The organism is Waltera intestinalis (genome assembly GCF_009695995.1).
Taxonomy (GTDB): domain Bacteria; phylum Bacillota; class Clostridia; order Lachnospirales; family Lachnospiraceae; genus Acetatifactor; species Acetatifactor intestinalis.
In genome coordinates this window covers 157140-180903 of record NZ_VUMU01000003.1, presented here as the reverse complement: position 1 = coordinate 180903, position 23764 = coordinate 157140, and the positions used below count along the sequence as shown (strand labels likewise).

Genomic DNA, 23764 nt, shown 5'->3' with positions numbered 1-23764 from the left:
TACTGAATTTGCCGTCAATATCTGCTATAATCAATCTGTATTATCATTCTAAGAATTGAGGTGTTTTTATGCATTCAAAATTCCTTTCCGATAGTAACACTTTTTACAGACGTTATTGTCCGGTTCTGATTCTGTTACTGGGAGCATTTCTGCGTCTGTTATACCTGTCCCGAGTGCCCGGTGGCCTCCATCAGGATGAGGCTTTTGTTCTGCTGAACTCCTATGATCTTTTACACGAAGGCAGGGATTCCGCAGGCTATGCATTCCCCATCTATATGTCCAGCTGGGGAGATGGGCAGAGTGCCATGTACTCCTGGCTTCTCACTCCTCTCCTACTGTTGAATAAGGGAATTCCCACTACTTTTCTCGGAAGGCTTCCTCAGGCAATGGCAGGTATTCTAACGCTTTGGTGCGTCTATTGTCTGGTAAAAGAAATGTTCGGCCGCACTGCGGGTCTCTGGGCCTTATTCGCCTTAAGCGTCTGTCCCTGGCACATCATGGCCTGTCGTTGGGCATTGGATGCCAATATGGCTCCCGGTTTTCTCATGTTTGGTCTGTACTTCTTCGTACGCGGCATGAACGACAACCGTTATCTGTTGCTCTCGGCACTTTTTTACGGTCTCTCCCTCTATTGCTACGCAGTGATCTGGCCGATGCTTCCCATCCTGCTAGCTCTGCAGGTTTGTTACGGGATCCGCTATCATAAAATCCATTGCAACCGTTACAGCGTTCTGTCTGTTCTGCTCCTGTTTGTCCTGGCATTACCATTGCTTTTATTTGTCCTGGTCAATCAGGGACTGTTGCCGGAGATTGCCTTACCTTGGATCACCATTCCCAAAACACAGGGGTATCGCGGCGGGGAGATTGCTTTTTCCCTAAGTTCTGTTTATGCGAATTTCAAAAACACGGCGCATTTATTGTTATTGCAGGATACCGGAAGTCCCTATGACTTTCTACTGCCCTGGGGATTATTTTACGATATCGGCCGTGTCTTTATCCTGATCGGAATCGGCTGTATGCTGTACCGGCTGATTCGTTCTGTGCGGCAGCATGTGTTTTGCTGGGAATTCTTCCTGTTTGCCCAGCTGGTGGGAGGTGGAATCACCTCGCTGCTGGTCACCGCCAGACTGCATCAGATCAATGATCTCTACATCCCGCTTGTCTTATGCGAGGCATACGGTATCTGGGAATGTTCCTGCCTCCTGAAGGGGAAGTCTCAATCTCTCGGCAGGATTTTTACAGGCTGCACCACTGCATTCTTCCTCATCTGTCTGGTTCTGTTTCAAAAGGACTATTACACCAAGTATGCGGAAACTACAAACGCTTATTTTTCCAAAGGTGTGGAAGACTGTGTTGCGTATTCGCTGGAACAGTGCAAGGCGCTCGGTCTGACTACGATCAGCGCGGAGAAGGCAACGCAATGGCCCAGATTGCTTCTGTATACACAAACATTGCCTTCCCAGTACCTGGCTACCGTTACCTATGATGTTGCCCCGGCTCCGGCCGCCTTTACCACCGCTGACGGAATCCGGGTCAATACGCGCATCAATTACGATACCATATCCACTGACAGTATTTATATTATTTACTACACAGAGGCCAATCTGTTCAAAGACAGCTTCACCCTGACACCTTTTTATGACTGGTATGTTGCTGTTCCTAAATAGCCTCCATGTAATCAAAATAATCATTTTCGCTGGCAAATAAGATATATTCGTTCTCCACATATCCCATGTATCCGCTGGCTGTTACATATCCCTTCATCGTAAAATACCTCCTTATCAGAAGCCTTTTGTTTGCTTTTGTTTGCTGTTCTGATAAGAAGGTATCCTTTTTAATGTCCCATAAAATTCTCTTAATTTTCCTGAGCCGGCAATTTTTCCAGCACCAGTTCTTTCATTTCTTCCAGTAATTCCTCTGTTTTCTCCATCAGGAGTTCCGCATCAGTCTCTACCAGTCCCGTTTTTTTGTATTTATAGGTAAAAAACGGATTGCCGTATGCGGTGAAGCTCATTTTCTCTCCATGTTTTTTCAGAAACGCGGGGATCTTCAGCGGGTCTATGGCTGCATCCGGTCGGAAATTAAAGGTGATCCGGCCGTTTTTGCCCTTGATCTCCGTCATATCCAGTGCGTGTGCCGCCATGCGGATCAGTGCGATCCGCAGCAGATTGTCCACTGCCTTGGGGATATTGCCAAAACGGTCTAACAGCTCATCCTTCATCTCATCCCGCTCTTTCAGCGTCTCAATGCCGGCAATGCGCTTATAGATATCCAGTTTCTGTGTTTCATTCACAATATATTCCGCCGGAATATATGCATCCACATCCAGGTCGATCACCGTGGTGAAATCCACCGTCGTATGGATTCCCTTCAGATTCTGCACCGCCTCATTCAACATTTTGCAGTAGAGGTCGTATCCTACGGCTTCCATGTGGCCATGCTGGCTCATCCCCAGCAGATTCCCGGCTCCACGGATCTCCAGGTCCCGCATGGCAATTTTGAAACCGCTGCCCAGATCTGTGAATTCCTTGATCGCCGCCAGACGTTTCTCCGCCACTTCCTTTAACATTTTGTCCCGCTTATACATCAGAAAAGCATAGGCATTCCGGTTGGAGCGTCCCACGCGGCCTCTGAGCTGGTACAACTGGGACAGACCCAGATTATCCGAGTCATGAATGATCATGGTGTTTACGTTAGAGATATCCAGCCCGGTCTCTATAATAGTAGTGGACACCAGCACGTCGATCTCTCCGTTGATGAAATCAAACATGATCCGTTCCAGTTCATGCTCCTTCATCTGTCCATGGGCATAGGCCACATTTGCTTCCGGCACCAGTTTCGCGATCTGTGCCGCAATATCCGCAATGTTATTCACACGGTTATAGACATAGTAGACCTGTCCGCCCCGGGCCATCTCCCGGACAATAGCCTCTCTGACCAGTTCATCGTTGTATTCGCAGACAAAAGTCTGGATCGGCAGCCTGTCGTTGGGAGCCTCCTCCAGCACGCTCATATCCCGGATACCGATGAGGCTCATGTGCAGGGTACGGGGAATCGGTGTTGCCGTCAGGGTCAGCACATCCACGTTCTCTTTTAGTTTCTTGATCTTCTCCTTATGAGCCACGCCAAAACGCTGCTCCTCATCAATGATCAACAGACCCAGATCCTTGAACTTCACATCCGCCGACAATACTCTGTGAGTGCCGATGACGATATCCACCATTCCCTTTTCCAGATCTTTTACTGTCTTTTTGATCTCCGAAGATGTGCGAAAACGGCTCATCAGGGCAATATTGACCGGGAAATCCTTCATTCGCTGCACAAAAGTGTTGTAATGCTGCTGTGCTAAAATGGTGGTAGGCACCAGGTACACCACCTGTTTGCCCTCCTGTACTGCTTTGAAGGCAGCGCGGATCGCGATCTCTGTCTTACCATATCCCACATCTCCACAGATCAGACGATCCATGATCCGATGGCTTTCCATGTCGGCCTTGGTGTCCGCGATAGCACTCAGCTGATCCTCCGTCTCCTCGAAGGGAAACATTTCCTCAAACTCCCGCTGCCATACCGTGTCTTTTCCAAAGGCATAGCCCTCACTCTGCTGGCGCACCGCATACAGCTCCACGAGATCCTTTGCCACGGCACTGACCGCACTGCGGACCTTGGTCTTGGTATGTTCCCATTCCTTGCCACCCAGCTTATTAAGCTTCGGCTTCTTCGCCGCATCGGCGGAGGCGTATTTCTGGATTACATCCAGTCCGGTAGCGAGAATGTACAGATTGCCACCGTCCCGGTACTCGATCTTCAGGTAATCCTTGACAATGTTTTCTACCTCTACCTTTTCGATGCCTTTGTATATCCCCAATCCGTGGGTCTCATGCACTACGTAATCACCGATCTTCAGGTCATTGAAATCGTTGATCTTCTGCCCCTGGTAGAGTTTTTTCTTTTTCTTCTTACGTTTCTCCGATCCGAAAATATCACTCTCGGACAGCACTACAAATTTCAGCCATGGGTATTCGAATCCTTTATTTACATGCCCATAATAGGTCAGGATCTCTCCGGGTTGTACTTCCCGCATGGGGTCTTCCGTATATACTGCCGTGAGTCCCGCATCGCCATCTTCCGCATTCCGCAGATCCTCTGCCAGACGTCTTGCGCGGGTACGGGAGCCGGACAGTAACAGCACCCGATATCCGCTTTTTTTATATTTTTTCAGGTCTTTTACCAGGGATTCAAAGCTGTTGTTATAGGGGGCAATGTTGCGGGCTGCAATATCCACATGTTTTTCCGTCCTGAAATAGCCGTACTTGGTCTCCATGGTAGCCAGTGTCACCACGGCATTTTTCTCCAATGTGGCCGCCACCTGCTCTCCGCTGTAGAGAATATTCATCTGTCCCGGTAGCACATAGCCTTTTCTCGCACGCTGCTCCATGCTCTCCCGGAATTCCAGTTCAATGGCGTCCGCCTGCTCTTTCACCCGCGCCGGTTCATCAATATAGAAGACCAGAGATCGTCCCGCCATATCCGCCAGCAGCTCCGGCATGGTCACGGTATTTTCATAAAAATATCGGATATATCCTTCCAGGTTCGCTTTGCTTTGGAATTCCAACAGTTGTTCCTTCAACTCGCTTACCTGGGTGGCAATCCTGTGGGCTTCCTCCGGCTGGTGGGCATCCCGGAAAATTTTCTCCTGTTTGGCGGCTTCCTTCTCCAGACTGGCGATTCCCTTGCGAATCTGCTCCTCAGACAACACGAACTCCGTCGCCGGGTAGACCGTGATACTCTCCAGCTTCTCAATGGAACGCTGGCTTAAGATATCGAAGCTGCGGATGGATTCCACTTCATCCCCCCACAGTTCGATACGGTAGGGATTCTCCTCCGTCAGGTCAAAAATATCCACAATACCGCCACGCACGGAGAATTGCCCTGGGCTTTCCACCTGATAGGCTTTCTCGTATCCCATAGCTACCAGCCGGGATGCCAGTTTACTCTCGTCCAGACTACCGCCCCGCTCGGTGTGGATGATGTCCTTCTCCTCCCACAGCACCTGGGGTGTCATCAGTGCCGCATAGGTGGTGACGATGGTGACAGGCTTGCCCTCCACGACTCTGCGCAAGGTCTTGATCCTCTCCTGCACCAGCTGATTACCGTGAATATCTGCCTGGAAAAAGATCAGGTCCTTCGCTGGATATAGCATGACATTTCTGTCATAAAAGCGGTATTCCTCGTAGATCTCCTTGGCTTTTAAGTCATTATAAGTAACGATGACCTTGTATTTCAGGCCATCGCTGAGTCCGTAGATCATGTGAAGTTTTTGTGAGTCCACGCATCCGGACAGGGCAACCGTTCCCTTTCCCTGTCTGACGATCTTACGGACCTCATCATATTCCGCCAGTTCTTTCAATGGTGCAAGTAGTGCCTGCATTTTTTCACGCTTTCTTACTGTTAAAATGGTTCATGGCTGCGTCTGCGCTCTCCGTGAGGATCATGCGAATTGCTTCTACGGCGGTCTTCGTAGCATCATCCATAACCTTACGTTCTTCCACCGGGAAATGTCCCAGCACGTAGTCCGCCAGGTCATAATTCTTCGGCTTCTCGCCTACTCCCATGCGGACACGGATAAAAGTATCATGCCCTAACATCTTGATGATATTCTTGAGTCCATTATGTCCGCCGGCGCTGCCTTTTTTGCGGATGCGGATCTGTCCCACATCCAGGCTGATATCATCGGAGATCACGATCAGCTCCGAGGTATCGTCCACCTTATAATAATCCACGATCTCACGGATGCTCTCTCCGCTTAAGTTCATGAAGGTCTGGGGCTTCGCCAGGATCACCTTCTGCCCTGCCACGTAGCCTTTGCCGATCAACGCCTTGTGTTTGCTCTCCATGACAGCAATATTTTCTTCCTCTGCTAATCTGTCTATGACATCAAAACCGATATTATGTCTCGTATTTTCATATTCTTTGCCGGGATTCCCCAGCCCTGCGATAATATACATATACTTCTCCTTACTTTCTTGCAATCAATGCGTTATCTTATATTTTCGCATTTTTACGCAGAAAATGCAACTATTGGATATTTTGACACAGGGCTTGACTTTTCCCAGATTATTGTTATACTGAAACAGTTGTACAGCCCATAAAAACAAGGTCTTACAGGGCTCGCCGATTCCCGGCGTAAAATGAATCGAGTGTTCGTGACCTTCCACTCGTAAAACAAAACTAAAGGAGAAAACAAATGAACAAAAAAGTAATGTACCTCGTACACGGAGCGGTGATCGCTGCTCTCTATGTTGTGCTGACCATGTTAGCCAACGCTCTGGGACTGGCTAATTATGCCATTCAGGTCCGCTTCTCGGAAGCCCTGACGATTCTTCCCGTATTTACCCCTGCTGCCATACCGGGACTTTTCCTGGGATGTATCATCAGCAATACCATGACCGGCTGCATGCTGCTTGACATTATCTTCGGCAGCCTGGCAACGCTGATCGGTGCATTTGGCACTTATCTGCTGCGTGATAAGAACAAATGGCTGGCTCCTCTGCCTCCCATCATCGCCAACACTATCATCGTTCCTTTCGTGCTGGCTTATGTGTATCATTTAGAGGGTGGCATTCCCTATTTCATGCTGACCGTAGGCATCGGGGAAGTGATCTCCTGCGGCATCCTGGGTATGCTGCTTCGTTCCGTGTTGCAGAAATATCGCAAATACATTTTTGACGTACAGAAATAAGCAATTTAATTCTCTGTTCTCATGTATGTGATGAAACGATTGCCATTCTCAGCGAACCACGCTGTGGCATCGTTCATTCCCTTCTTATACAGCTTGCCGGTGGCAGGTTCCATAATGACCACATTGAATTCATTAAATCCTGTCACCAGCACTGCTTCCCCGTCCTCCAGAATCGCCAGTACCGGGATATCCTGATTCACATAATACAGCACCGCATCCAGCGTACAGCCGCTTAAATCCAGCACCTGTACTCCCGTCATATTTTCCGACAGGATCGTAGTAGCAGTCTTGCCCTGCGCCAGATCGTACTCGGTGTTACGGGTAATTCCGGCATGTCTGAGAATGCTATCCAGGCATACGGCCAAGCTGTTCTTCTGCTCCGTGACGCTCTCTTCCTTGATGGCCATGATCTGATTCCTGCTGACACGGTTTCCTTTGAGCCATACCGTAACTCCGCGGTCATTGGTCACAATGCCGGACGTGTCATAGGCTTCCTTCACCGCCGTGCCCGGAGCACTGTAGATACCGCATACGCCATACGCATTGCAAACATAATACCGAGGCACTTCACTGACCGCATCCAGTTCCAGCTCTCTGCCGCCCTCGAATACAACCTCCTTAGGGTTCAGCACCTTGATGGTCTTCGCATCAATGGAAGATTTCGTCTGAATCTGCACATAGCGCTCATAAATATCGATATTTGCCGTGACCACTTTATTCTGTCCGGCTTCTTCTTCCACATTGTTCATGATCTGGTCATCCAGGATCTCCTGGTAGCTGCCGTTCTCTGTCCGCTGCAGGCGAGACAGTGTGATCTGGTTGCTCTCGATCGTACATCCCACGACATAGATTCCTTCCTGCCCGTATTCTTTCAGGCTGGCACCGGAAGAATTACTGATACATACCTTATACATAGGATAGAAGATCTGTCCGGAATTCTCCGTGCGGATATCGCTCTCCCTTGCCACTCCGTAGATGATGTCCTCTCCCATAAAGCCAAGAGGACGGATGGCATCCCCATCCTCAGCCCAGATCACGGTCTGTTCTCCGGTATTCAGGTTCCGCACATTCAGCTGATTACTGTGATTGATATCGTCCCCTTCCTGCCATACGATGATCTCATGATTCTCCGATACCTGAAGACTGTCATCCTGCCGGATGCTTACCAGCTGCTCTGCGCTTCGGTTCTCCAGATCCACATCATAGACACCGTTTTCGAGGAAAAAGTACAGATGCTGCTGCCTGTTCCGGTACAAAAGTTGGCCCATCTCGTCTTTCAGCACTGCATAACTCTTGGAATACGGAATATAGACCTCTTCCTCGATGGTGTTCAGCGAATTGTCGTAACTTAAGATCTGAATGCCGGTCTCGCCCTCATGTCTTCCGCGGTTCATGTAGCCGTATACGGCAAATTTTACATTGCCGCCCTCGTCCACATCGAGGATCTTGATACCGTGATGGTCATACAGCGTACGACAGTCCGCATTGTCCTTGTCATAGAAAGAGAAGATCACCGTGAGCCCATTGGTCACCGCGTTATAGCAAAGCAGCTGTCCCCTATCGGAAAATACCACGGTATTTCCATCGGTGCTCTCCATCATGTCCACATTTTCATCCGTGATCCCCAGGAGAATCTTATCATTGGCATACATCCGCCCGGTATCCGGGATCTGCGTCATGGTCCGCTCATAATCCAGCAGATACATTCTCTCCGAGGTATATCTGACGCGATAGTATTCTTCCACGCTATAATATATCTTATTTTTCCCCTCACCGGTAGACACTACAAAATCCATCAGCAGGGAAGCAATGTTCCCATTCACCTGTACCAGGCGCAGGGAAGCTGCTCCCTCCTGGGCAGGCTCCAGGTTCCCCCAGGTAATCTGTTGGAAATTGCTGTGGATGTTCACTTTGTGAAAAGTACCGTTATCCGTCAGTTTCGAATTCGGTTCCAGGTATTTAGTCAGTTCCTTTGCCGCTTCTTTGTCATACAGTTTCCCATGGAAATCCGATGCGAACTCCAGGATCTCTGCGATATGCAGGTCGTCGTTCCACAGAATCGTCGTATAATAGTAGACCTTCTGTTCCCCTTCCAATTCCAGGATCAGGGTCAGGCTGTACTGTGTATTGGTATCGATCAGGTCTTTTAAAGTCAGCGTGACCGGAAAGCTTTTACCTCTTGCCTTCCATCCGGTGACTTCTCCGTTCTCTATAAGTCGGGAACCGTCAATGCTGCGAACTTCCATGGAAATTCCCGTGATTTCTCGGCCATAGGTATCCACGGTAAAATTTGCCTGTCTGCCCACACCTAGCATAGTCACGGTATCTTTCTGGTATGCGACATCCATTTCCACTGTGTTGCCATGCAGCTCGTTGCATGCCACACCGCCGCTCTCCATAGTGATCACGGGAAGTGTCGCCGGAGCCATTTCCATGGTCATGTTATTATGTCCCTGATTCATAATGCCGCCGATGATAAACGCTGATGCTATAAACACCACAACGCACACGGCAATTTTAATAATCGTTTTCTTCATTCTTGCTTCTTCACTCATTTATTATTCAGCAGTTTGTCCAGTGTCGGCGCCACATGCAGCATTTCCTCCACAGTACGGATATCCGTACTGTGGAGGAAATGCTGCCCTTTTTCACCGCACGGATCAACAGATTCTTCGGAGTATGTTCCATGTCGATGAATTCCAGTATCTGTGTCTCGTACCCCTGCTGTTCCAGGAGATTCGCTCTGAGGGCATCTGTAAGCAGTGCCGCGATACGTTCCTTGATGATCCCATATTTCAATACCGGCTTCAGAGAATCACACTTAATCTGTCTGTTCAGTTCGTGCTGACAGCAGGGTACCGCCAGGATAACTCTGGCTCCCCATTTTACCGCTTTGTCCAGGGCATAATCCGTTGCCAGGTCACAGGCATGCAGTGTCACCACCATATCCGCCACATCCGTTCCCTCATAGGTGCTGATGTCTCCCCGTTCAAATTTTAATCTGTCATAGCCCAGCTTCTCCGCCAGTTCATTGCAATGTTTGATCACATCAGTCTTCAGATCCAGTCCAGTCACCTGAATATCTCTATGCTGTAATTCGTGCAGATAGTAATACATGGCAAAAGTAAGATAAGATTTGCCGCAGCCGAAATCAATGATCCGGATCGTCCGGTCTGTCGGCAGTTCATTGATCACATCCTCGATGAATTCCAGATAGCGGTTGATCTGGCGGAACTTATCGAATCTCGCCTTCGTCACACGACCGTCCGGCGTCTGCACACCCAGTCCCACCAGAAAATCCACAGGCTTTCCTTCCTCTAGGATATAATGCTTGGTACGGTTATGCGAAAGTGCCTGCAGATCCTCCTGTTTGGGAGCGGTACTTTTCCCCGCTTTTGATGCACTGTTATTTTTCACCCTCAGAGTCAGCTTTCCTTTTTTACTGACTAACGCCGTAGCCTGTAAGCTTTTTGCCGTAAATTCTCCCTGCCGGAACTGTTCCTGCAATGCGGCACAGATTCCGTCCGTCATCTGCGCCGCTGTATAATTCTCATGAAATACCTGCGTTCCTTTGTATCTCGTCTCCTGAAACAATAATTCGTCCCGGATCAATACCGGTCGGATCTTTACTTTCTGTATCTGTTCCGGATTACGACTGTTGCTTAGAATGATCTGTTGAAGATCTTTATTCAAAATTTTCTGTAAAAGTATTCTCAATTCTTCCATAGTTTATCCTGCTTCCATACGCTTCATGCCTGATGAATTCACAGTGTTCATTGTAACATAAATGCTTCCTCTTTGCTATAAAAATGCAATCATTCCGCGTTTTCCGCCGTGTCTTCTCTTGTAGATTTCATCACACACCAGTACCTGGATCAGATCTCCGGAGACTTTTCCCGATTCCCGCTCCAGGATCTTACCAATGGTATCAGCGATCCGGTAGAGGCTGAAACGGTCCGGATATTCGTCATAGATCATACTTCCTTCGTAATCGTATTTGTCCAATATTTCCGCAATCCTGCGCTGACAGCGTCTGACTTCTCCGGGATAGGTCTGCTGCAGATATTCCAAGTCATTTAATATTTCTTTTTCATCCATTCTTCCGGGATATCCGGGCAATGTCATAAAAAACGGTCTTGCTACCATTTTAAAATGCCTCATGCTTTTTTATAGCATATGCATTTTCTCTCTATAAAGTGAAAAACAGGTGCTGCGAAAATCATCGCAACACCTGAATTCTCGCCATTGCTCTCTGCAATGCCGTCTCTGCTCTGGCAATATCCGTCTCCGGCGTCTTGCTGCGCAGTCTCTCTTCCGCACGGTGCAGTGCTGCCTCCGCACGGTTCTCATCGATCTCATTGGGCCATTCGATGATCTCTGCCAGAATGATAACTCCCTCGGGAAGGATCTCGGCGAATCCGGAATGCAGTGCTGCCTCCTTCTCTCCGTCCTTCTCCGTAATATGCAGGATACCCGGCTTCACGATCACCGTCAGGGGAATGTGTCCCGGAAGGACACCGATCTGTCCTTCCGTGGTGTTGAATTCTACCATATCCACAGTTCCCTCATAGAATACTCTTTCCGGGGTTATGATACGAAGTTGAAAATCTTTATCTGCCATATCTGAACTCCCCTCTCATGCTATGCATGAACCTTTGCCAGTACATCATCAATGCTTCCGGCATTCAGGAAGTAGCTCTCCGGAATATCATCATGCTTGCCATCCAGGATCTCACGGAATCCGCGGATGGTCTCGCTGATCGGTACATATTTTCCTTCCAGACCGGTGAACTGTCCTGCCACGAAGAAGGGCTGGGACAGGAATCTCTGGATCTTACGGGCTCTGGATACGACCAGCTTGTCTTCCTCGGACAATTCGTCCATGCCGAGGATGGCGATAATATCCTGTAATTCCTTATATCTCTGCAGGATCTCCTGTACACCGCGGGCGGTCTCATAATGCTCCTTACCTACGATTCTGGGATCCAGGATACGGGATGTGGACTCCAGAGGATCTACTGCGGGATAGATTCCCAGTTCTACGATAGAACGGGACAGAACCGTGGTGGCATCCAGATGTGCGAATGTGGTCGCAGGTGCCGGGTCTGTCAGGTCATCCGCAGGCACATAAACTGCCTGTACGGAAGTAATGGATCCGTTTTTGGTGGATGTGATACGCTCCTGCAGCGCACCCATCTCTGTCTGTAAAGTAGGCTGGTATCCTACTGCGGAAGGCATACGGCCTAACAGTGCGGATACCTCACTTCCTGCCTGGGTGAAACGGAAAATGTTGTCGATGAACAGCAGCACATCCTTACCACCCTTGTCACGGAAGTACTCTGCCATGGTCAGTCCGGTCAGACCGACTCTCATTCTCGCTCCGGGGGGCTCATTCATCTGTCCGAATACCATGGTGGTCTTGTCCAGTACGCCGGACTCCTTCATCTCGTGATACAGGTCGTTACCCTCACGGGTACGCTCACCTACACCGGTGAATACGGAATATCCGCCGTGCTCGGTAGCGATATTACGGATCAGCTCCTGGATCAGTACGGTCTTCCCTACTCCGGCACCGCCGAACAGACCGATCTTACCACCCTTCTGATAAGGGCAGAGCAGGTCAACGACCTTAATACCGGTCTCCAGCAGTTCTGTGTCCGTAGACTGCTCTGCGAAGGTCGGTGCAGCACGGTGGATAGGCTCGTAAGATACCCCCTCCGGTACCGGCTTGTTATCAATCGGCTGACCCAGTACATTAAATATTCTGCCCAGGGTATTTTCTCCTACCGGTACGGAAATCGGGGCTCCGGTGGCGATTGCCTCCATTCCTCTTACCAGTCCGTCGGTAGTACCCATGGCGATACATCTGACAGTATCATCACCCAAATGCTGGGAGACTTCTACTACCAGTTCTCCTCCATCTCTGGTAGGGATGCGGATCGCGTCATTGATCTCGGGAAGTTTGCCCTCATCGAAGCGTACATCCAGTACGGCACCGATGACCTGGGTGATCCTTCCTTTATTCTCTCCTGCCATTTCTACCTCTTTCCTGCCCACTGATGGGCATGTTCCAATAATTAAAGCGCCTCTGCGCCTGCAATGATCTCTGTAAGCTCCTGGGTAATGCTTCCCTGTCTTGCGCGGTTGTACTTCAGTGACAGATCACTGATCATATCCTCCGCATTGCTGGTGGCATTATCCATTGCCTGCATACGGGCACCGTTCTCGCTGGCTGCCGCTTCCATCAGTGCACCATAGATCAGACTGGAAATATATTTCGGTATGATCATATCCAGTGCTTCCACATCCTCCGGTTCAAAATTCATCAGTGCGTCAGCACCCTCTGCGGGGGCTTTCGCGTCTGCATCATATTCCACAGGCAGAAGCTTCAACAGCTTCGGCTCATGGCTCACCGTGTTTTTAAAATGTGTATATGCCAGATAGATCTCTCCGATCTCTCCGGCTGCAAATGATGTCAACAGCTTCTGTGACAGAAGCATTGCTTCCGCATAAGCCGGTTTCTCAATGACCTCCGGATAGGATTCCTTCACGGTATATCCTTTTCTCTCCAGGATCTCCCGGCCCTTATTACCGATGGCATAGACTACCACGTCTTCTGTCTTCCAGTCCTCCTGTCCGGTGATCAGTTTGGCTACGTTGGAATTGTAACCGCCTGCCAGACCTCGATTGGAGGTAATGACAATGACCGCCTTTTTCGGACAAGCCCCCGGGACAAGATACTTATGTTCCAGATGACCTACCCTGGACAGAATATTATTTACGGTATCATACATACAGTCAAAATACGTCTGAGAACGTTCTGCACCTGCTCTGGCTCTCTGAAGCTTTACCGTAGATACCAGCTTCATCGCCTTGGTGATCTGCTGTGTGCCCTGAATGCTGGTCTTACGGCGCTTGATATCACGCATTGATGCCATAGTTACCTCTCATTCTGCCGTATATCACGGCTGACACACTTATTTCAGAAACTCTGCCTTGAAATCATTCAGTGCCTTCACAAGCTTTTCTTCCGTAGCATCGGAGATCACCTTTTCCTCAGCGATGGCTGCAGGAATCTCGGGATGCTTAGTATCCAGATAATCGAAGAATTCCTTCTCAAATCTGGTGATGTCCTCTACCGGCACATCCAGCAGGAATCTCTTAGTCACCGCATAGATGATGATAACCTGATACTGTACCGGCATAGGCTGGTACTGAGGCTGCTTCAGCACTTCCTTGATACGTTCGCCCTGCGCCAGCTTCTCCTTGGTGTCTGCATCCAGTTCAGATCCGAACTGTGCGAAGGAAGCCAGTTCTCTGTACTGAGCAAGCTCGGTACGGATCGGCGCCGCGATCTTCTTCATTGCCTTGATCTGTGCCGCACCACCTACACGGGATACTGACAGACCTGCATTTACCGCAGGACGGAAACCGGAATTGAACATTTCTGTCTCCAGATAAATCTGTCCGTCGGTAATGGAAATTACGTTGGTAGGAATGTATGCGGATACATCACCTGCCTGGGTCTCGATGATGGGAAGTGCCGTCAGGGAACCTCCGCCGTATTCGTCACTCATGCGGACCGCACGCTCTAACAGTCTGGAATGCAGATAGAATACGTCACCGGGATATGCCTCACGTCCAGGTGGACGACGAAGGAGCAGGGAGAGTGTACGGTATGCGGTAGCATGTTTACTTAAGTCATCATACACTACCAGTACGTCTTCTCCGTTCTCCATCCACTCCTCACCGATCGCACAGCCGGAATAAGGAGCGATGTACTGTAAGGGAGCCAGGTCACTTGCCGTGGATACCACAACGGTGGTATATGCCATGGCACCGAACTCCTCCAGTGTCTTTACGATATTTGCCACGGTAGATGCTTTCTGACCGATGGCTACATAGATACATTTTACGTTCTGACCCTTCTGGTTGATGATCGTATCGATCGCAATAGCGGTCTTACCGGTCTGACGGTCACCGATGATCAGCTCACGCTGACCTCTTCCGATGGGAACCATGGAGTCGATTGCCTTGATACCTGTCTGGAGCGGCGTGTCTACGCTCTTACGAGTGATAACACCACTTGCCACACGCTCAATCTTGCGGAATTTATCGGTCTGTATGGGGCCCTTGCCATCGATGGGCTGTCCTAAGGAGTTCACTACTCGTCCAAGCAATGCATCACCTACGGGCACCTCTACCACACGTCCGGTGGTCTTGACGATATCGCCCTCTTCGATATTGCTGGCACTGCCAAGCAATACGACACCGACATTATCTTCTTCCAGATTCAGCACCATGCCATACACATCGCCAGGGAACTGTAACAGCTCACCCTGCATGGCATTTTCCAGTCCATGTACACGAGCGATACCATCCGCTACCTGGATGACGGTTCCGACATCGGAGACATCCAGCTGGGAAGAATATCTTTCGATCTGTTCCTTAATGACGGAACTTATTTCTTCTGGTCTTAAATTCATGGATCTGTCGCACCTTTCTTTCAGCCGGTCATCCCAGCTGAATATTTAATAATTGTTTCTTCATATCTTCGAGTTTGGTCCGGATACTGCTGTCCACTACCCGGTCACCTACCCGGATCACCATTCCGCCGATCAGTGTCGGATCCACATGGTAATACACATCAAAGGACTGATAAGAAGTCGTTTGAAGCAGCTTTTCTCTCACTGCCTGTTTCTGTTCCTTCGTCAGCTCCACTGCGGTACTTACATATGCGGTTCCCATTCCTTCCGATTCTCTGACCAGTTCGGTAAAATAAGCAAAAATTGCCTTTAATGAACCGTAGCGTTCCTTGGTAACCACGATCTTCAAAAATTCTGTCAGATCGTCGCTTACCCTGCCCCGGAAAACCTTCTCCACCATGGAGAGTTTCTCCTGCTTGGGAATCCCGGGATGCTTCATCAGCTTGTCAAAATCGGGATTGTCTTCCAGGATCTTCTGAAGTTCTGCGGTCTCATTCATCAGACGGATCGCATTTCCATGGTCGACCGCCACTTCGAAAAGGGCTTCTCCATAGACTTTGGAAACTAATTTTGCCATGTGTCCTCACCCATTTCCTTCAGCGTCTCTTCGATCAGACTGTTCTGTCTGGCGGTGTCTATGGACGCACCCACAAGCTTACCTGCCATGACAGATGCCACGGATACGATCTCCTGTTTGATCTCGTCGGACATTTTCTGTTTTTCCAGTCTGGCTTCTTCCTGTGCTCTCGCCAGGATTCTGCCTGCTTCTTCCTTCGCCTGTGCGACGATGCGCTCCTCGTTCTGAAGTGCCCGTCTTCTGGCATCACTTAAGATGTCCTCTGCCTCTTTGTCGATGTCTTTCAGCTTCGCCTCATACTGTTCCTTCAGTTCTGCGGCTTTTTCCTGACTGGTCTTCGCTTCTTCCAGTTCTCCTCTGATCTTCTCTTTACGATCATTTAAGAACTTTCTCGCCGGATTGAACAGGAAATAGCTGAGCGCCAGGAACAATACGAAGATGGCAATGATCATCAGGCAGGAATCTGCCAGCAGCTGCCAGTCCAGGTCAAACAGTCTTGACATGGTCTCGCCTTCTGTTAATAGTATCATTTTCATCCGCATTCCTTTCGTTTAATCAGGGAAGTAAGGGCTTTACGAACAACAGCAGCATAGCGATCAGCAGACCGTACAGACCGGTGGTCTCGGCAACTGCCTGTCCTAATAACATGGTGGAAGTGATCTCGGACTTAGCACCGGGATTACGTCCTACTGCTGCGGCAGCATGTCCTGCTGCGATACCCTGTCCTACACCGGGTCCGATACCGGCGATAACTGCCAGACCTGCACCGATTGCGGAACAACCTAAGATAAAGTTTTCATTAAAATCCATAGTAAATCCTCCTATTATTGAGATTCTTTCAGAATCTTTCTAGCATTTTAAGTTTACGCGTCTCCTCTTGCATTTGCGATATAAGTCATCGTCAGCATACAGAATACGTATGTCTGGATGGCTCCGGAGAACAGGTCAAAATACACATGCAACGCTGCGGGCCACGCCGTAGCGATCACACCTAACAATCCGTAGATCAATGCCATCATTACCGTTCCGGACAATACGTTTGCGAACAGACGTAAAGACAACGAAATCGGTACAGCGATCTCACTGATCAGGTTGATGGGCAGCCAGATCGGCAGCCAGGGCGGCAGCGGGGAACACATGCCTTCCCAGATCTCCTTCGGCTTCTGGTACTTGAACTGGTTATAATGAATCAATATAAAAGTCAGTACGCCGAGGGGCAGTGTCACACCATAATCCGCTGTGGGGGGACGAAGTCCCAGCAGACCGGAAATATTACTCACCAGAATGAAGATGAAGATCGTTCCAATGTAGTTATAGAACTTCGGTGCCGCCTTGCCCATGGGAGTATCCACCATGGCGTCCAGCTTCTCCACGATCAGCTCCACCACATTCTGAAAGCCTTCCGGCACTTCTCTGGCTTTGGCCATACAGCGGTTGGCGGCAATAGCAAAACCAATGATGATCAACATGACGATCAACACACACACATGTGTAGTCGTTATCCATACCTCATGACCGAAAAAGGAATACTTAAACACGCCATGTATCATAAAATCGATATTATCGGCACCGGATAACAAAATTCCATGTTCCATCGTTTCACCTCCTTATTATTTATTCTGTTGTTCTGTCACTTCTCCGTTCTTTTCGGCTCCTTCCGGGTTCTCCGGGGCATTTTCGCCTCCGGCAGTCTCCTCCGGCATCGCTTGGGGAATCGGATCCGTTTCATGAAACATTTTATTACATAATTTATGGGTAAGCGGCTGTAGAAATGCCGTTACTTTCATACATATCACATAGGAGAAAAAGAAGATCAGCGGATTCATCACCTCTGTCTTCATAAGCACCAGCAATATAAAAATCAGTATCACATAACGCAGGATATATCCGCGGAAGATCATCTTCTGTGCGGTCTTCTCCGGCTGATCCAGCGCCAGGTCCAGGGAACGGTACATATGATATGTTGCTGCAAGCGCAAGCAAGACACCGAGCCACAGACTCCCTGCATACATCATTTTATCCTTCGCGATAAATGCTCCGATGATCTGTGCCAGCACTCCCAGAAACAGGATCCCTAAGTCCATCTCCAAAACGGTTCTATTTATCTTTTTTAGTGTGTTTCTCATCGCTGTCATCATAAATTGTCCTGGCCATACGGTATACATTCTGCCCTCCGGCCACTGCTCCCATACAGAAAAGCAGGATCATCCAGAAGTTCGTTCCGAAATGTTTGTCCATCCAGACACCCACCGCCGACATCAGGCAGATTGGCACCAGCATGTTGATACCGAATTGCATGATCAGCGCAATCGAACGGAATACGGTTCTGTCATAGGGTTTCTTTTTTCTTGACACTTCTTTCTCTCCGTGTTGATTTCTGCTCTAAGCATATATTTTTGTACATTTTTAAGTATATTTTGTCCTCACAAGACAAACCTATAGTCATTATAACGAAATCTGAACACTCTGTCCAGTAAAATCCCCTTGCTGAAATCGTAAAAAAAATATAAATTCCACCTAAAAAAAGATTGACTTGGATACTTTCTCGGAAGTACTATTTGAGTAACTATTTTACAGAAATTATGAATGATCACAGAAAGAGGGATTGCCGCAATGCAGGCCACTGCCAATGATGAAATTAAGATCCGGACCGCCACACCGGAAGATGCCGAAGCTCTGGCTGCCATTTACGCTCCCTATGTGGAGAACACCTCGATCACTTTTGAATACACGGTTCCTTCCGTGGAGGAATTCGCCGAACGCATCCGGCATACCCTCGCCCGTTACCCTTATCTGGTGGCCGAGAAAAGCGGTATTCCCATAGGTTATGCTTACGCTTCCGCCTTCAAGGGACGTGCTGCCTACAACTGGTCTGTGGAAACCTCCATTTATATCAGTCAGGATGTTCGAAGCAGTGGTGTTGGCAGCCTTCTTTATCAGAAGTTGGAGGAATATCTGACAGCACAACACATCTGCAATGTATGTGCCTGCATTACTTATCCGAATCCGCCCAGTATTGCTTTTCATGAGAAGCACGGTTATAAGACCGTTGCTCATTTTCATGCTTCCGGCTTCAAGCAGGGGGAATGGCATGACATGATCTGGATGGAGAAGACATTATGTCCTCACACCGTGCCGCCACTACCTTTTATTCCTTTCCCGGAACTTTGAACACTATCAAATTGATACAAAGGAGAAATGTTATGAATAACGAACTTCAGATCTACCGGAAACGGCTGATCCCGGAAGAATGTATTTTGTTAAAAGATGATATTATCGTAGAACAGAACGATGATTATATTCTGACAAAATGGAAAACACTGAATCCCAAGACTACTTTTTCCCATGGCTGTTCCTGCTATTATCTGAAGGAAGGGTTCAAGATCAGCAAGTTCTACCGTCATGACGGGTCTCTGCTGTACTGGTACTGCGACATTGTAGAATACACCCGCCGTCCGGAGGAAAATGCCCTGATCGTTACCGATCTGCTGGCTGACATTATCCTATATCCCGACGGAAGAATGCATGTCGTTGACCTGGACGAGCTGGCAGAGGCACTGGAAAAAGGTCTGATCACACAGGCGCAGATGAGTGCCTGCCTGCGCCAGTTAAATAACCTGATCACGATCATCTATCGTGACAAATTCGACAGACTGCAAAGCCCCCTGGAGAAAAGTGGGCTGTAATTACTGAACTATTCAGAGTAACGCATTCGCAAAACCGCACTTGCAATGCTTACTTTTTGCTCATGTGTTTACTTCGTAAAATAAACGAGAGCATAGGCTCTTACGAACACAAGTGTTCGACGAGCTTCTGCTCTCATTTACTTTACTCTGAATAATTCAGCAAATCTCCGATGCAATGTCCCAGCAAGGTCAACAGGGTAACGTCTTCATCGGACCATTTACGGTTACGATTGAGCACCTCAAAATTAACCATTGTATAAGGAATCCCTTCTTTTCTGGACAGGCATTGAAGGGCAGCCCCAATCTCCTGCTCCTGTGCCACAGCATAGGCTGCCGGGTTCTGGGAGCGAAGTTTTATCATGTTGGATTCTACAAAAATATCATCATCACCAAACAGCGAAAGATACCCTTCATCTTCAAACCCGGGACGACCGTCCGGAGCTTCTGCCATATAGTTGCCGTTTCTGCAGACAAGTCTGTTTCCTCTGTCTGAGAAAACGGTAATACCATCCAGATCAAACAGACTGCGGATCTGTTGCAGGCGCTCTTCACTTTTCACAATAGCGTTCACGCCCGATACACATAATTCCGTGATCATCTCTGTGATAGCTTCCCGTTTTTTCTCCTTGGATACTGCATAGGCCATAGCCATGTTCTGCATATCGTCGGTCTCCAGCTTTCCATGCAGCCGCTCTTCATATATAATATGTCGGTTCTTGCCTTTTTCCTTGGCAAGATACAGAGCTTTATCCGCCTTGCGCATCAGATACTCATACTCCGTTCCATCCACCGGATATTCCGACACACCGATAGAAGCCGTCACATGGATCTTCGGATCGAATGCCAGCCTGAGTTCCTTCGCAATGGTCTTAAGCAGGGTCTTCAACTGTTCCCTGGTCTCAACCTTCTCTAACAGAATCACATACTCGTCTCCACCGAATCTGCCGATGACACCTCTCTGTCCTACCAGCTCCTGCATGATCTCTGCCACTCTACGGATCACCTGATCTCCGAAGATATGTCCATAGGTGTCGTTAATATACTTGAACTCGTCAATATCAATGATCACCAGCCAGCGGACCCGGCCATCCTTTCGATTCAGCTGTTCGATGGTATATTCCGTCCATGCCCGCTTATTCAGCAGACCTGTTCCGGCATCCCTGGCTGCCGGAGTCAGATAGTAGGCTTCCTGCTGACGGTTTTTGTCAGAATCTATGATACCGGCCAGCATGTTCCGGTTTTTCGGAATCCGGGAGGCTCTCACCGTCCACATTCTCTCGTCTTCATCCTGACCGTTGAATTTCATTTCAAAGGAATCTTCGCCATTACGCAAATGGGCACAAAACGCCCGCAGATGTTCTTCCATTTCGGCAATGTTACTGTCTGTATGTGCGTTCTCCACCATCCGGATCAGATCCTTCAACGATCCCTCAAACTGATTCATTGACCGTTCATTGACATATTTATACACTGTGATATGATCACTGTCGATCAGATATTCAAAGTAATAAACATCTTCCAATGTCATAAAATGACGATATTTTAAAATGCTCTGTTCCAGCTGTACTGTTCTATTCTCCAGATCATGCAGATCCGATAGTGTGATCTGATACAAAGGAACTCCGTCCTCTGTCTGTTCACTCTGTTCCATACGCAGATACACATTCCGGGTACTATCTTTGAGATTGCTGAGAACTGTCATTAATTCCAGTGGAGTGAGCAATTCCGCCGCAACAGCCTCTTTCAACAATTCACCATCCTCCGGCAGCACCAGTTCACTCACCGGACGAAAGGAATTTTCCTCGATAAATTCATAGTAATATTCCGATGCCTTGGCTACTGTCAGATCCTTCCTCACATAGATCTTCCAATTCATAATTCTGTTGGAATACCCTTCTCGTTCTACGATGTTGATTTTCATGGATTATCACTTTCACCTTAATAAAATATATGTCCACCGATACTGATGCCGGTCAGTCCTTCCACCGGGGTACGGAAATACACGCAATTTCCTACATTCGTCACTCCGGACATTGCCTCATCCGCCGCCTGATAACAACGGCTCGTGGCCTTATTCGCAGCCAGAGCCAGTTCCAACCGTCCACTGGCTACCGGTGAGAACTGTTTGTTCTGATAGATCACACCCACCACCGTGTTGGGGTAGACTGAACTTCTGACACGATTGATCACAACGCTGGCTACCGCCAGTTGACCGTCATAGGGTTCGCCTCCCGCTTCACAGTAGATCAGATTTGCTAACAGATACCTGTCTCCCTCTTCGAAAGAGATATCGGAAATATCCCGCCAGGTGGCATTTGCCGCTTTCTGGGACATAGCGATCTCTTCGGCAAGCTTTTTCCTGAGGGTTTCCAGATTATCCTCTTTTTTCTTGATCTCCGCTTCGTATGCCAGGGCTCTCTGTTCCGCTTCGGAGATGTCTCCGGCATATTTGGCGATATTGTTGGATGTCTGACTGATCAGACCGGATACCTTGCTTTTTTCAGCTTCCGCTTCTAATTTCAGATCATCCAGCTCTGCCTTCTCTGTCTGAAGCCTTGCCTCTTCCTCTTCGATCAGCTGGCGATTTTCCTCGAATTCTTTGAGTTTTTTCTGGTCATAGGCAGCGATCCGTTCAAAAAAATCCGCAGCATTCAACAGTTTATCGAAACTTTGGGCACTCAGGATCGCATTGATATAGCTGGTCTCGTTCCGTTCATACATATCCCGGACCCGGATCACCATGCACTCATACTGCCACTCTTCGGTAGCCTTTGCTTTCTCCAGGCTGTCCTGGGTATCTGCGATCTCCTGCTCCTTATCCGCGATCTGCTGTTCCAGATCCGCCAGATTATTGCTGACCTCCGTCAATTGACCGTTCAGATTATTCAGTTGTCCCTTGAGGGAATTCTGCTCTCCCTTCAGGTTCTCCAGATTATCATTTTCCTGATTCAACTGGTTCTGCAGTTCATTTTTCTCCTGCTGTTCCTTCTGAATCTGCTGCCAGGTACTGCTGGTAGCTTCTACTTTGATGTCTTCTGAAGAAAATGCTCCTGCAAGGATCACCGCTGCAAGCAGTACAGCTGTCTTCTGTAGGCGCTTCAACCGTTCATACTCCTTTAATCTGTCGTTCAGACCCCGATATGTATCGTACGTCCTGTCCTGCTGTATGGAACGCACTCCACTCCCGCCGCATCAAACATCCGCCTGGCTGCCCGGTTGGAGGGTGTTCCCCGATATTTGTCGCTGTCATATACTACGGTATGGATCCCTGCCTGAATGATGGCTTTCGCACACTCATTGCAGGGGAAAAGGGACACATACAGTTTTGTGCCCTCTAAAGATCCTCCGCGGTAATTCAAAATTGCATTCAGTTCACTATGTGTCACAAAGGGATATTTTGTCAGATTACTATCCTTGTCATTCTCCCTCTCCCAGGGAAACTCATCATCGGAACAACCCTTGGGGAACCCATTGTATCCCATAGACAGAATCTTATTGTCCGGGCTGACAATGCAGGCTCCCACCTGGGTATTCGGATCCTTGGACCGCATCCCCGACAGGTGGGCTACCCCCATGAAATATTCATCCCAACTGATATAGTCACTGCGCTTGGCACTCATTGGTGTCTCCTTTATTTGGTACCGAAAATACGGTCTCCAGCATCTCCCAGTCCGGGAACAATATATCCGTGATCATTGAGCTTCTGATCCATTGCTCCGATATAGATATCCACATCGGGATGTGCTTCCTGCATTGCCTTCACGCCTTCGGGTGCTGCGATGATGCACAGCAGACGGATGCTCTTGCATCCCTTGTCCTTCAGCAGCTGGATAGCTGCGATGGAAGAACCGCCGGTGGCCAGCATGGGATCTACGACGAATACTTCACGCTCTGCACAGTCAGCAGGCAGCTTGCAGTAATATTCTACGGGCTTTAAGGTCTCCGGATCACGGTACAGTCCGATATGTCCTACCTTTGCAGCCGGGATCAGGGACAGCATTCCGTCTACCATACCAAGGCCTGCGCGCAGGATGGGTACCAGTGCCAGTTTTTTACCCTTTAACTGTTTTACGGTAGTCTTGCAGATGGGAGTCTCGATCTCTACTTCTTCCAGCTTCAGATCCTTGGTAGCTTCATAGCCGATCAGCATGGCGATCTCGCTGATGTTCTGTCTGAAATCCTTGGTTCCTGTTTCCTTTCTGCGGATGATTCCGATCTTCTGCTCAATTAAGGGATGGTCCATAACTACTACTTTTGACATATGATTGTCCTCCTG

Annotated in this window: 23 protein-coding genes; 4 read left to right on the top strand and 19 right to left on the bottom strand. The window is 48.7% G+C overall.

Annotated features, from left to right (window positions below):
• Positions 1-68: 68 nt before the first annotated feature.
• On the top strand, positions 69-1667 hold the full coding sequence (locus tag FYJ59_RS04230; RefSeq protein WP_154495440.1) for an ArnT family glycosyltransferase: 1599 nt from the start codon (positions 69-71) through the stop codon (positions 1665-1667).
• A gap of 188 nt (positions 1668-1855) precedes the next feature.
• Here FYJ59_RS04230 and mfd read toward each other — a convergent pair whose 3' ends face one another.
• The gene (gene mfd, locus FYJ59_RS04225; protein WP_154495438.1) at positions 1856-5428 is read right to left on the bottom strand and encodes a transcription-repair coupling factor; all 3573 of its coding nucleotides are present in this window, start codon (positions 5426-5428) and stop codon (positions 1856-1858) included.
• Positions 5429-5432: 4 nt separating this feature from the next.
• Complete coding sequence (gene pth / locus FYJ59_RS04220; RefSeq protein WP_154495436.1) at positions 5433-6005, bottom strand: aminoacyl-tRNA hydrolase; 573 nt, start codon at positions 6003-6005, stop codon at positions 5433-5435.
• A gap of 239 nt (positions 6006-6244) precedes the next feature.
• On the opposite strand from pth, the gene FYJ59_RS04215 reads away from it, so the two are divergent.
• Positions 6245-6739 carry a QueT transporter family protein gene (locus tag FYJ59_RS04215; RefSeq protein ID WP_154495434.1) on the top strand — a complete coding sequence of 165 codons (495 nt, stop codon included), beginning with the start codon at positions 6245-6247 and terminating at the stop codon, positions 6737-6739.
• 5 nt (positions 6740-6744) lie between these two features.
• Here the strand turns inward: FYJ59_RS04215 and FYJ59_RS04210 are convergent, their stop codons facing one another.
• The 13 genes from FYJ59_RS04210 to FYJ59_RS04150 form a co-directional block, all read right to left on the bottom strand.
• Positions 6745-9276 (bottom strand): hypothetical protein, encoded by a 2532-nt coding sequence (locus FYJ59_RS04210; protein WP_154495432.1) that lies wholly within the window; start codon positions 9274-9276, stop codon positions 6745-6747.
• Positions 9277-9301: 25 nt separating this feature from the next.
• Positions 9302-10465, bottom strand: coding sequence for a class I SAM-dependent methyltransferase (locus tag FYJ59_RS04205; protein ID WP_154495430.1), 1164 nt, complete (start codon positions 10463-10465; stop codon positions 9302-9304).
• A gap of 75 nt (positions 10466-10540) precedes the next feature.
• On the bottom strand, positions 10541-10885 hold the full coding sequence (locus FYJ59_RS04200; protein ID WP_022154823.1) for a hypothetical protein: 345 nt from the start codon (positions 10883-10885) through the stop codon (positions 10541-10543).
• A 73-nt stretch (positions 10886-10958) separates the two neighbouring features.
• Positions 10959-11360 carry an ATP synthase F1 subunit epsilon gene (gene atpC, locus FYJ59_RS04195; protein ID WP_118547265.1) on the bottom strand — a complete coding sequence of 134 codons (402 nt, stop codon included), beginning with the start codon at positions 11358-11360 and terminating at the stop codon, positions 10959-10961.
• A gap of 20 nt (positions 11361-11380) precedes the next feature.
• On the bottom strand, positions 11381-12775 hold the full coding sequence (atpD, locus tag FYJ59_RS04190) for a F0F1 ATP synthase subunit beta (RefSeq protein WP_154495428.1): 1395 nt from the start codon (positions 12773-12775) through the stop codon (positions 11381-11383).
• Positions 12776-12816: 41 nt separating this feature from the next.
• Positions 12817-13677: an ATP synthase F1 subunit gamma gene (atpG, locus tag FYJ59_RS04185; RefSeq protein ID WP_154495427.1), complete on the bottom strand. Its 861-nt coding sequence runs from the start codon at positions 13675-13677 to the stop codon at positions 12817-12819.
• Between the two features lie 39 nt (positions 13678-13716).
• A complete protein-coding gene (atpA, locus tag FYJ59_RS04180) occupies positions 13717-15225 on the bottom strand; it encodes a F0F1 ATP synthase subunit alpha (protein WP_022154827.1) in 1509 nt (502 codons plus the stop codon).
• Between the two features lie 28 nt (positions 15226-15253).
• Positions 15254-15802 (bottom strand): ATP synthase F1 subunit delta, encoded by a 549-nt coding sequence (gene atpH, locus FYJ59_RS04175; protein WP_154495426.1) that lies wholly within the window; start codon positions 15800-15802, stop codon positions 15254-15256.
• On the bottom strand, positions 15790-16305 hold the full coding sequence (gene atpF / locus FYJ59_RS04170; protein WP_118547268.1) for a F0F1 ATP synthase subunit B: 516 nt from the start codon (positions 16303-16305) through the stop codon (positions 15790-15792). The genes atpH and atpF overlap by 13 nt, the downstream gene beginning before the upstream one ends.
• Before the next feature lie 52 nt (positions 16306-16357).
• Positions 16358-16612, bottom strand: coding sequence for an ATP synthase F0 subunit C (atpE, locus tag FYJ59_RS04165; protein WP_022154830.1), 255 nt, complete (start codon positions 16610-16612; stop codon positions 16358-16360).
• Positions 16613-16665: 53 nt separating this feature from the next.
• Positions 16666-17397 carry a F0F1 ATP synthase subunit A gene (atpB, locus tag FYJ59_RS04160; RefSeq protein ID WP_154495425.1) on the bottom strand — a complete coding sequence of 244 codons (732 nt, stop codon included), beginning with the start codon at positions 17395-17397 and terminating at the stop codon, positions 16666-16668.
• Positions 17398-17412: 15 nt separating this feature from the next.
• The gene (locus FYJ59_RS04155) at positions 17413-17928 is read right to left on the bottom strand and encodes an ATP synthase subunit I (protein WP_205839446.1); all 516 of its coding nucleotides are present in this window, start codon (positions 17926-17928) and stop codon (positions 17413-17415) included.
• Positions 17900-18157: an AtpZ/AtpI family protein gene (locus FYJ59_RS04150; protein ID WP_022154833.1), complete on the bottom strand. Its 258-nt coding sequence runs from the start codon at positions 18155-18157 to the stop codon at positions 17900-17902. Before FYJ59_RS04150 ends, FYJ59_RS04155 begins: the two co-directional genes overlap by 29 nt.
• 231 nt (positions 18158-18388) lie before the next feature.
• Here FYJ59_RS04150 and FYJ59_RS04145 point away from each other — a divergent pair, with 231 nt between their 5' ends.
• Entirely contained in the window at positions 18389-18973 is a 585-nt protein-coding gene (locus FYJ59_RS04145) for a GNAT family N-acetyltransferase (RefSeq protein ID WP_331464277.1), read from the top strand.
• 32 nt (positions 18974-19005) lie between these two features.
• Positions 19006-19488: a DUF402 domain-containing protein gene (locus tag FYJ59_RS04140; RefSeq protein WP_154495423.1), complete on the top strand. Its 483-nt coding sequence runs from the start codon at positions 19006-19008 to the stop codon at positions 19486-19488.
• 142 nt (positions 19489-19630) lie between these two features.
• Here FYJ59_RS04140 and FYJ59_RS04135 read toward each other — a convergent pair whose 3' ends face one another.
• Genes FYJ59_RS04135 through upp form a run of 4 tightly spaced genes read right to left on the bottom strand, consistent with a single transcriptional unit; the run spans position 19631 to position 23749 of the window.
• On the bottom strand, positions 19631-21409 hold the full coding sequence (locus tag FYJ59_RS04135) for a GGDEF domain-containing protein (RefSeq protein WP_154495422.1): 1779 nt from the start codon (positions 21407-21409) through the stop codon (positions 19631-19633).
• 17 nt (positions 21410-21426) lie between these two features.
• The gene (locus tag FYJ59_RS04130; protein ID WP_328597200.1) at positions 21427-22665 is read right to left on the bottom strand and encodes a cell wall hydrolase; all 1239 of its coding nucleotides are present in this window, start codon (positions 22663-22665) and stop codon (positions 21427-21429) included.
• Positions 22617-23108, bottom strand: a complete 492-nt coding sequence (locus tag FYJ59_RS04125) for a deoxycytidylate deaminase (RefSeq protein WP_118547272.1) — start codon at positions 23106-23108, stop codon at positions 22617-22619. The genes FYJ59_RS04130 and FYJ59_RS04125 overlap by 49 nt, the downstream gene beginning before the upstream one ends.
• An 11-nt stretch (positions 23109-23119) precedes the next feature.
• Positions 23120-23749: a uracil phosphoribosyltransferase gene (gene upp / locus FYJ59_RS04120; RefSeq protein WP_022154839.1), complete on the bottom strand. Its 630-nt coding sequence runs from the start codon at positions 23747-23749 to the stop codon at positions 23120-23122.
• Positions 23750-23764: the final 15 nt, after the last annotated feature.

Excerpts from the sequence above, each read along its gene's own strand:
- FYJ59_RS04125 (WP_118547272.1), bottom strand. The coding sequence starts at position 23,108 with ATGAGTGCCAAGCGCAGTGACTATATCAGTTGGGATGAATATTTCATG.
- atpG (WP_154495427.1), bottom strand. The coding sequence starts at position 13,677 with ATGGCATCAATGCGTGATATCAAGCGCCGTAAGACCAGCATTCAGGGC.
- FYJ59_RS04145 (WP_331464277.1), top strand. The coding sequence starts at position 18,389 with ATGATCACAGAAAGAGGGATTGCCGCAATGCAGGCCACTGCCAATGAT.
- atpF (WP_118547268.1), bottom strand. The coding sequence starts at position 16,305 with ATGTCAAGACTGTTTGACCTGGACTGGCAGCTGCTGGCAGATTCCTGC.
- atpH (WP_154495426.1), bottom strand. The coding sequence starts at position 15,802 with ATGGCAAAATTAGTTTCCAAAGTCTATGGAGAAGCCCTTTTCGAAGTG.
- atpB (WP_154495425.1), bottom strand. The coding sequence starts at position 17,397 with ATGGAACATGGAATTTTGTTATCCGGTGCCGATAATATCGATTTTATG.
- FYJ59_RS04135 (WP_154495422.1), bottom strand. The coding sequence starts at position 21,409 with ATGAAAATCAACATCGTAGAACGAGAAGGGTATTCCAACAGAATTATG.
- upp (WP_022154839.1), bottom strand. The coding sequence starts at position 23,749 with ATGTCAAAAGTAGTAGTTATGGACCATCCCTTAATTGAGCAGAAGATC.
- atpD (WP_154495428.1), bottom strand. The coding sequence starts at position 12,775 with ATGGCAGGAGAGAATAAAGGAAGGATCACCCAGGTCATCGGTGCCGTA.
- FYJ59_RS04230 (WP_154495440.1), top strand. The coding sequence starts at position 69 with ATGCATTCAAAATTCCTTTCCGATAGTAACACTTTTTACAGACGTTAT.
- mfd (WP_154495438.1), bottom strand. The coding sequence starts at position 5,428 with ATGCAGGCACTACTTGCACCATTGAAAGAACTGGCGGAATATGATGAG.
- atpC (WP_118547265.1), bottom strand. The coding sequence starts at position 11,360 with ATGGCAGATAAAGATTTTCAACTTCGTATCATAACCCCGGAAAGAGTA.
- pth (WP_154495436.1), bottom strand. The coding sequence starts at position 6,005 with ATGTATATTATCGCAGGGCTGGGGAATCCCGGCAAAGAATATGAAAAT.
- FYJ59_RS04205 (WP_154495430.1), bottom strand. The coding sequence starts at position 10,465 with ATGGAAGAATTGAGAATACTTTTACAGAAAATTTTGAATAAAGATCTT.
- atpE (WP_022154830.1), bottom strand. The coding sequence starts at position 16,612 with ATGGATTTTAATGAAAACTTTATCTTAGGTTGTTCCGCAATCGGTGCA.
- atpA (WP_022154827.1), bottom strand. The coding sequence starts at position 15,225 with ATGAATTTAAGACCAGAAGAAATAAGTTCCGTCATTAAGGAACAGATC.
- FYJ59_RS04155 (WP_205839446.1), bottom strand. The coding sequence starts at position 17,928 with ATGAGAAACACACTAAAAAAGATAAATAGAACCGTTTTGGAGATGGAC.
- FYJ59_RS04210 (WP_154495432.1), bottom strand. The coding sequence starts at position 9,276 with ATGAAGAAAACGATTATTAAAATTGCCGTGTGCGTTGTGGTGTTTATA.
- FYJ59_RS04200 (WP_022154823.1), bottom strand. The coding sequence starts at position 10,885 with ATGGTAGCAAGACCGTTTTTTATGACATTGCCCGGATATCCCGGAAGA.
- FYJ59_RS04215 (WP_154495434.1), top strand. The coding sequence starts at position 6,245 with ATGAACAAAAAAGTAATGTACCTCGTACACGGAGCGGTGATCGCTGCT.
- FYJ59_RS04140 (WP_154495423.1), top strand. The coding sequence starts at position 19,006 with ATGAATAACGAACTTCAGATCTACCGGAAACGGCTGATCCCGGAAGAA.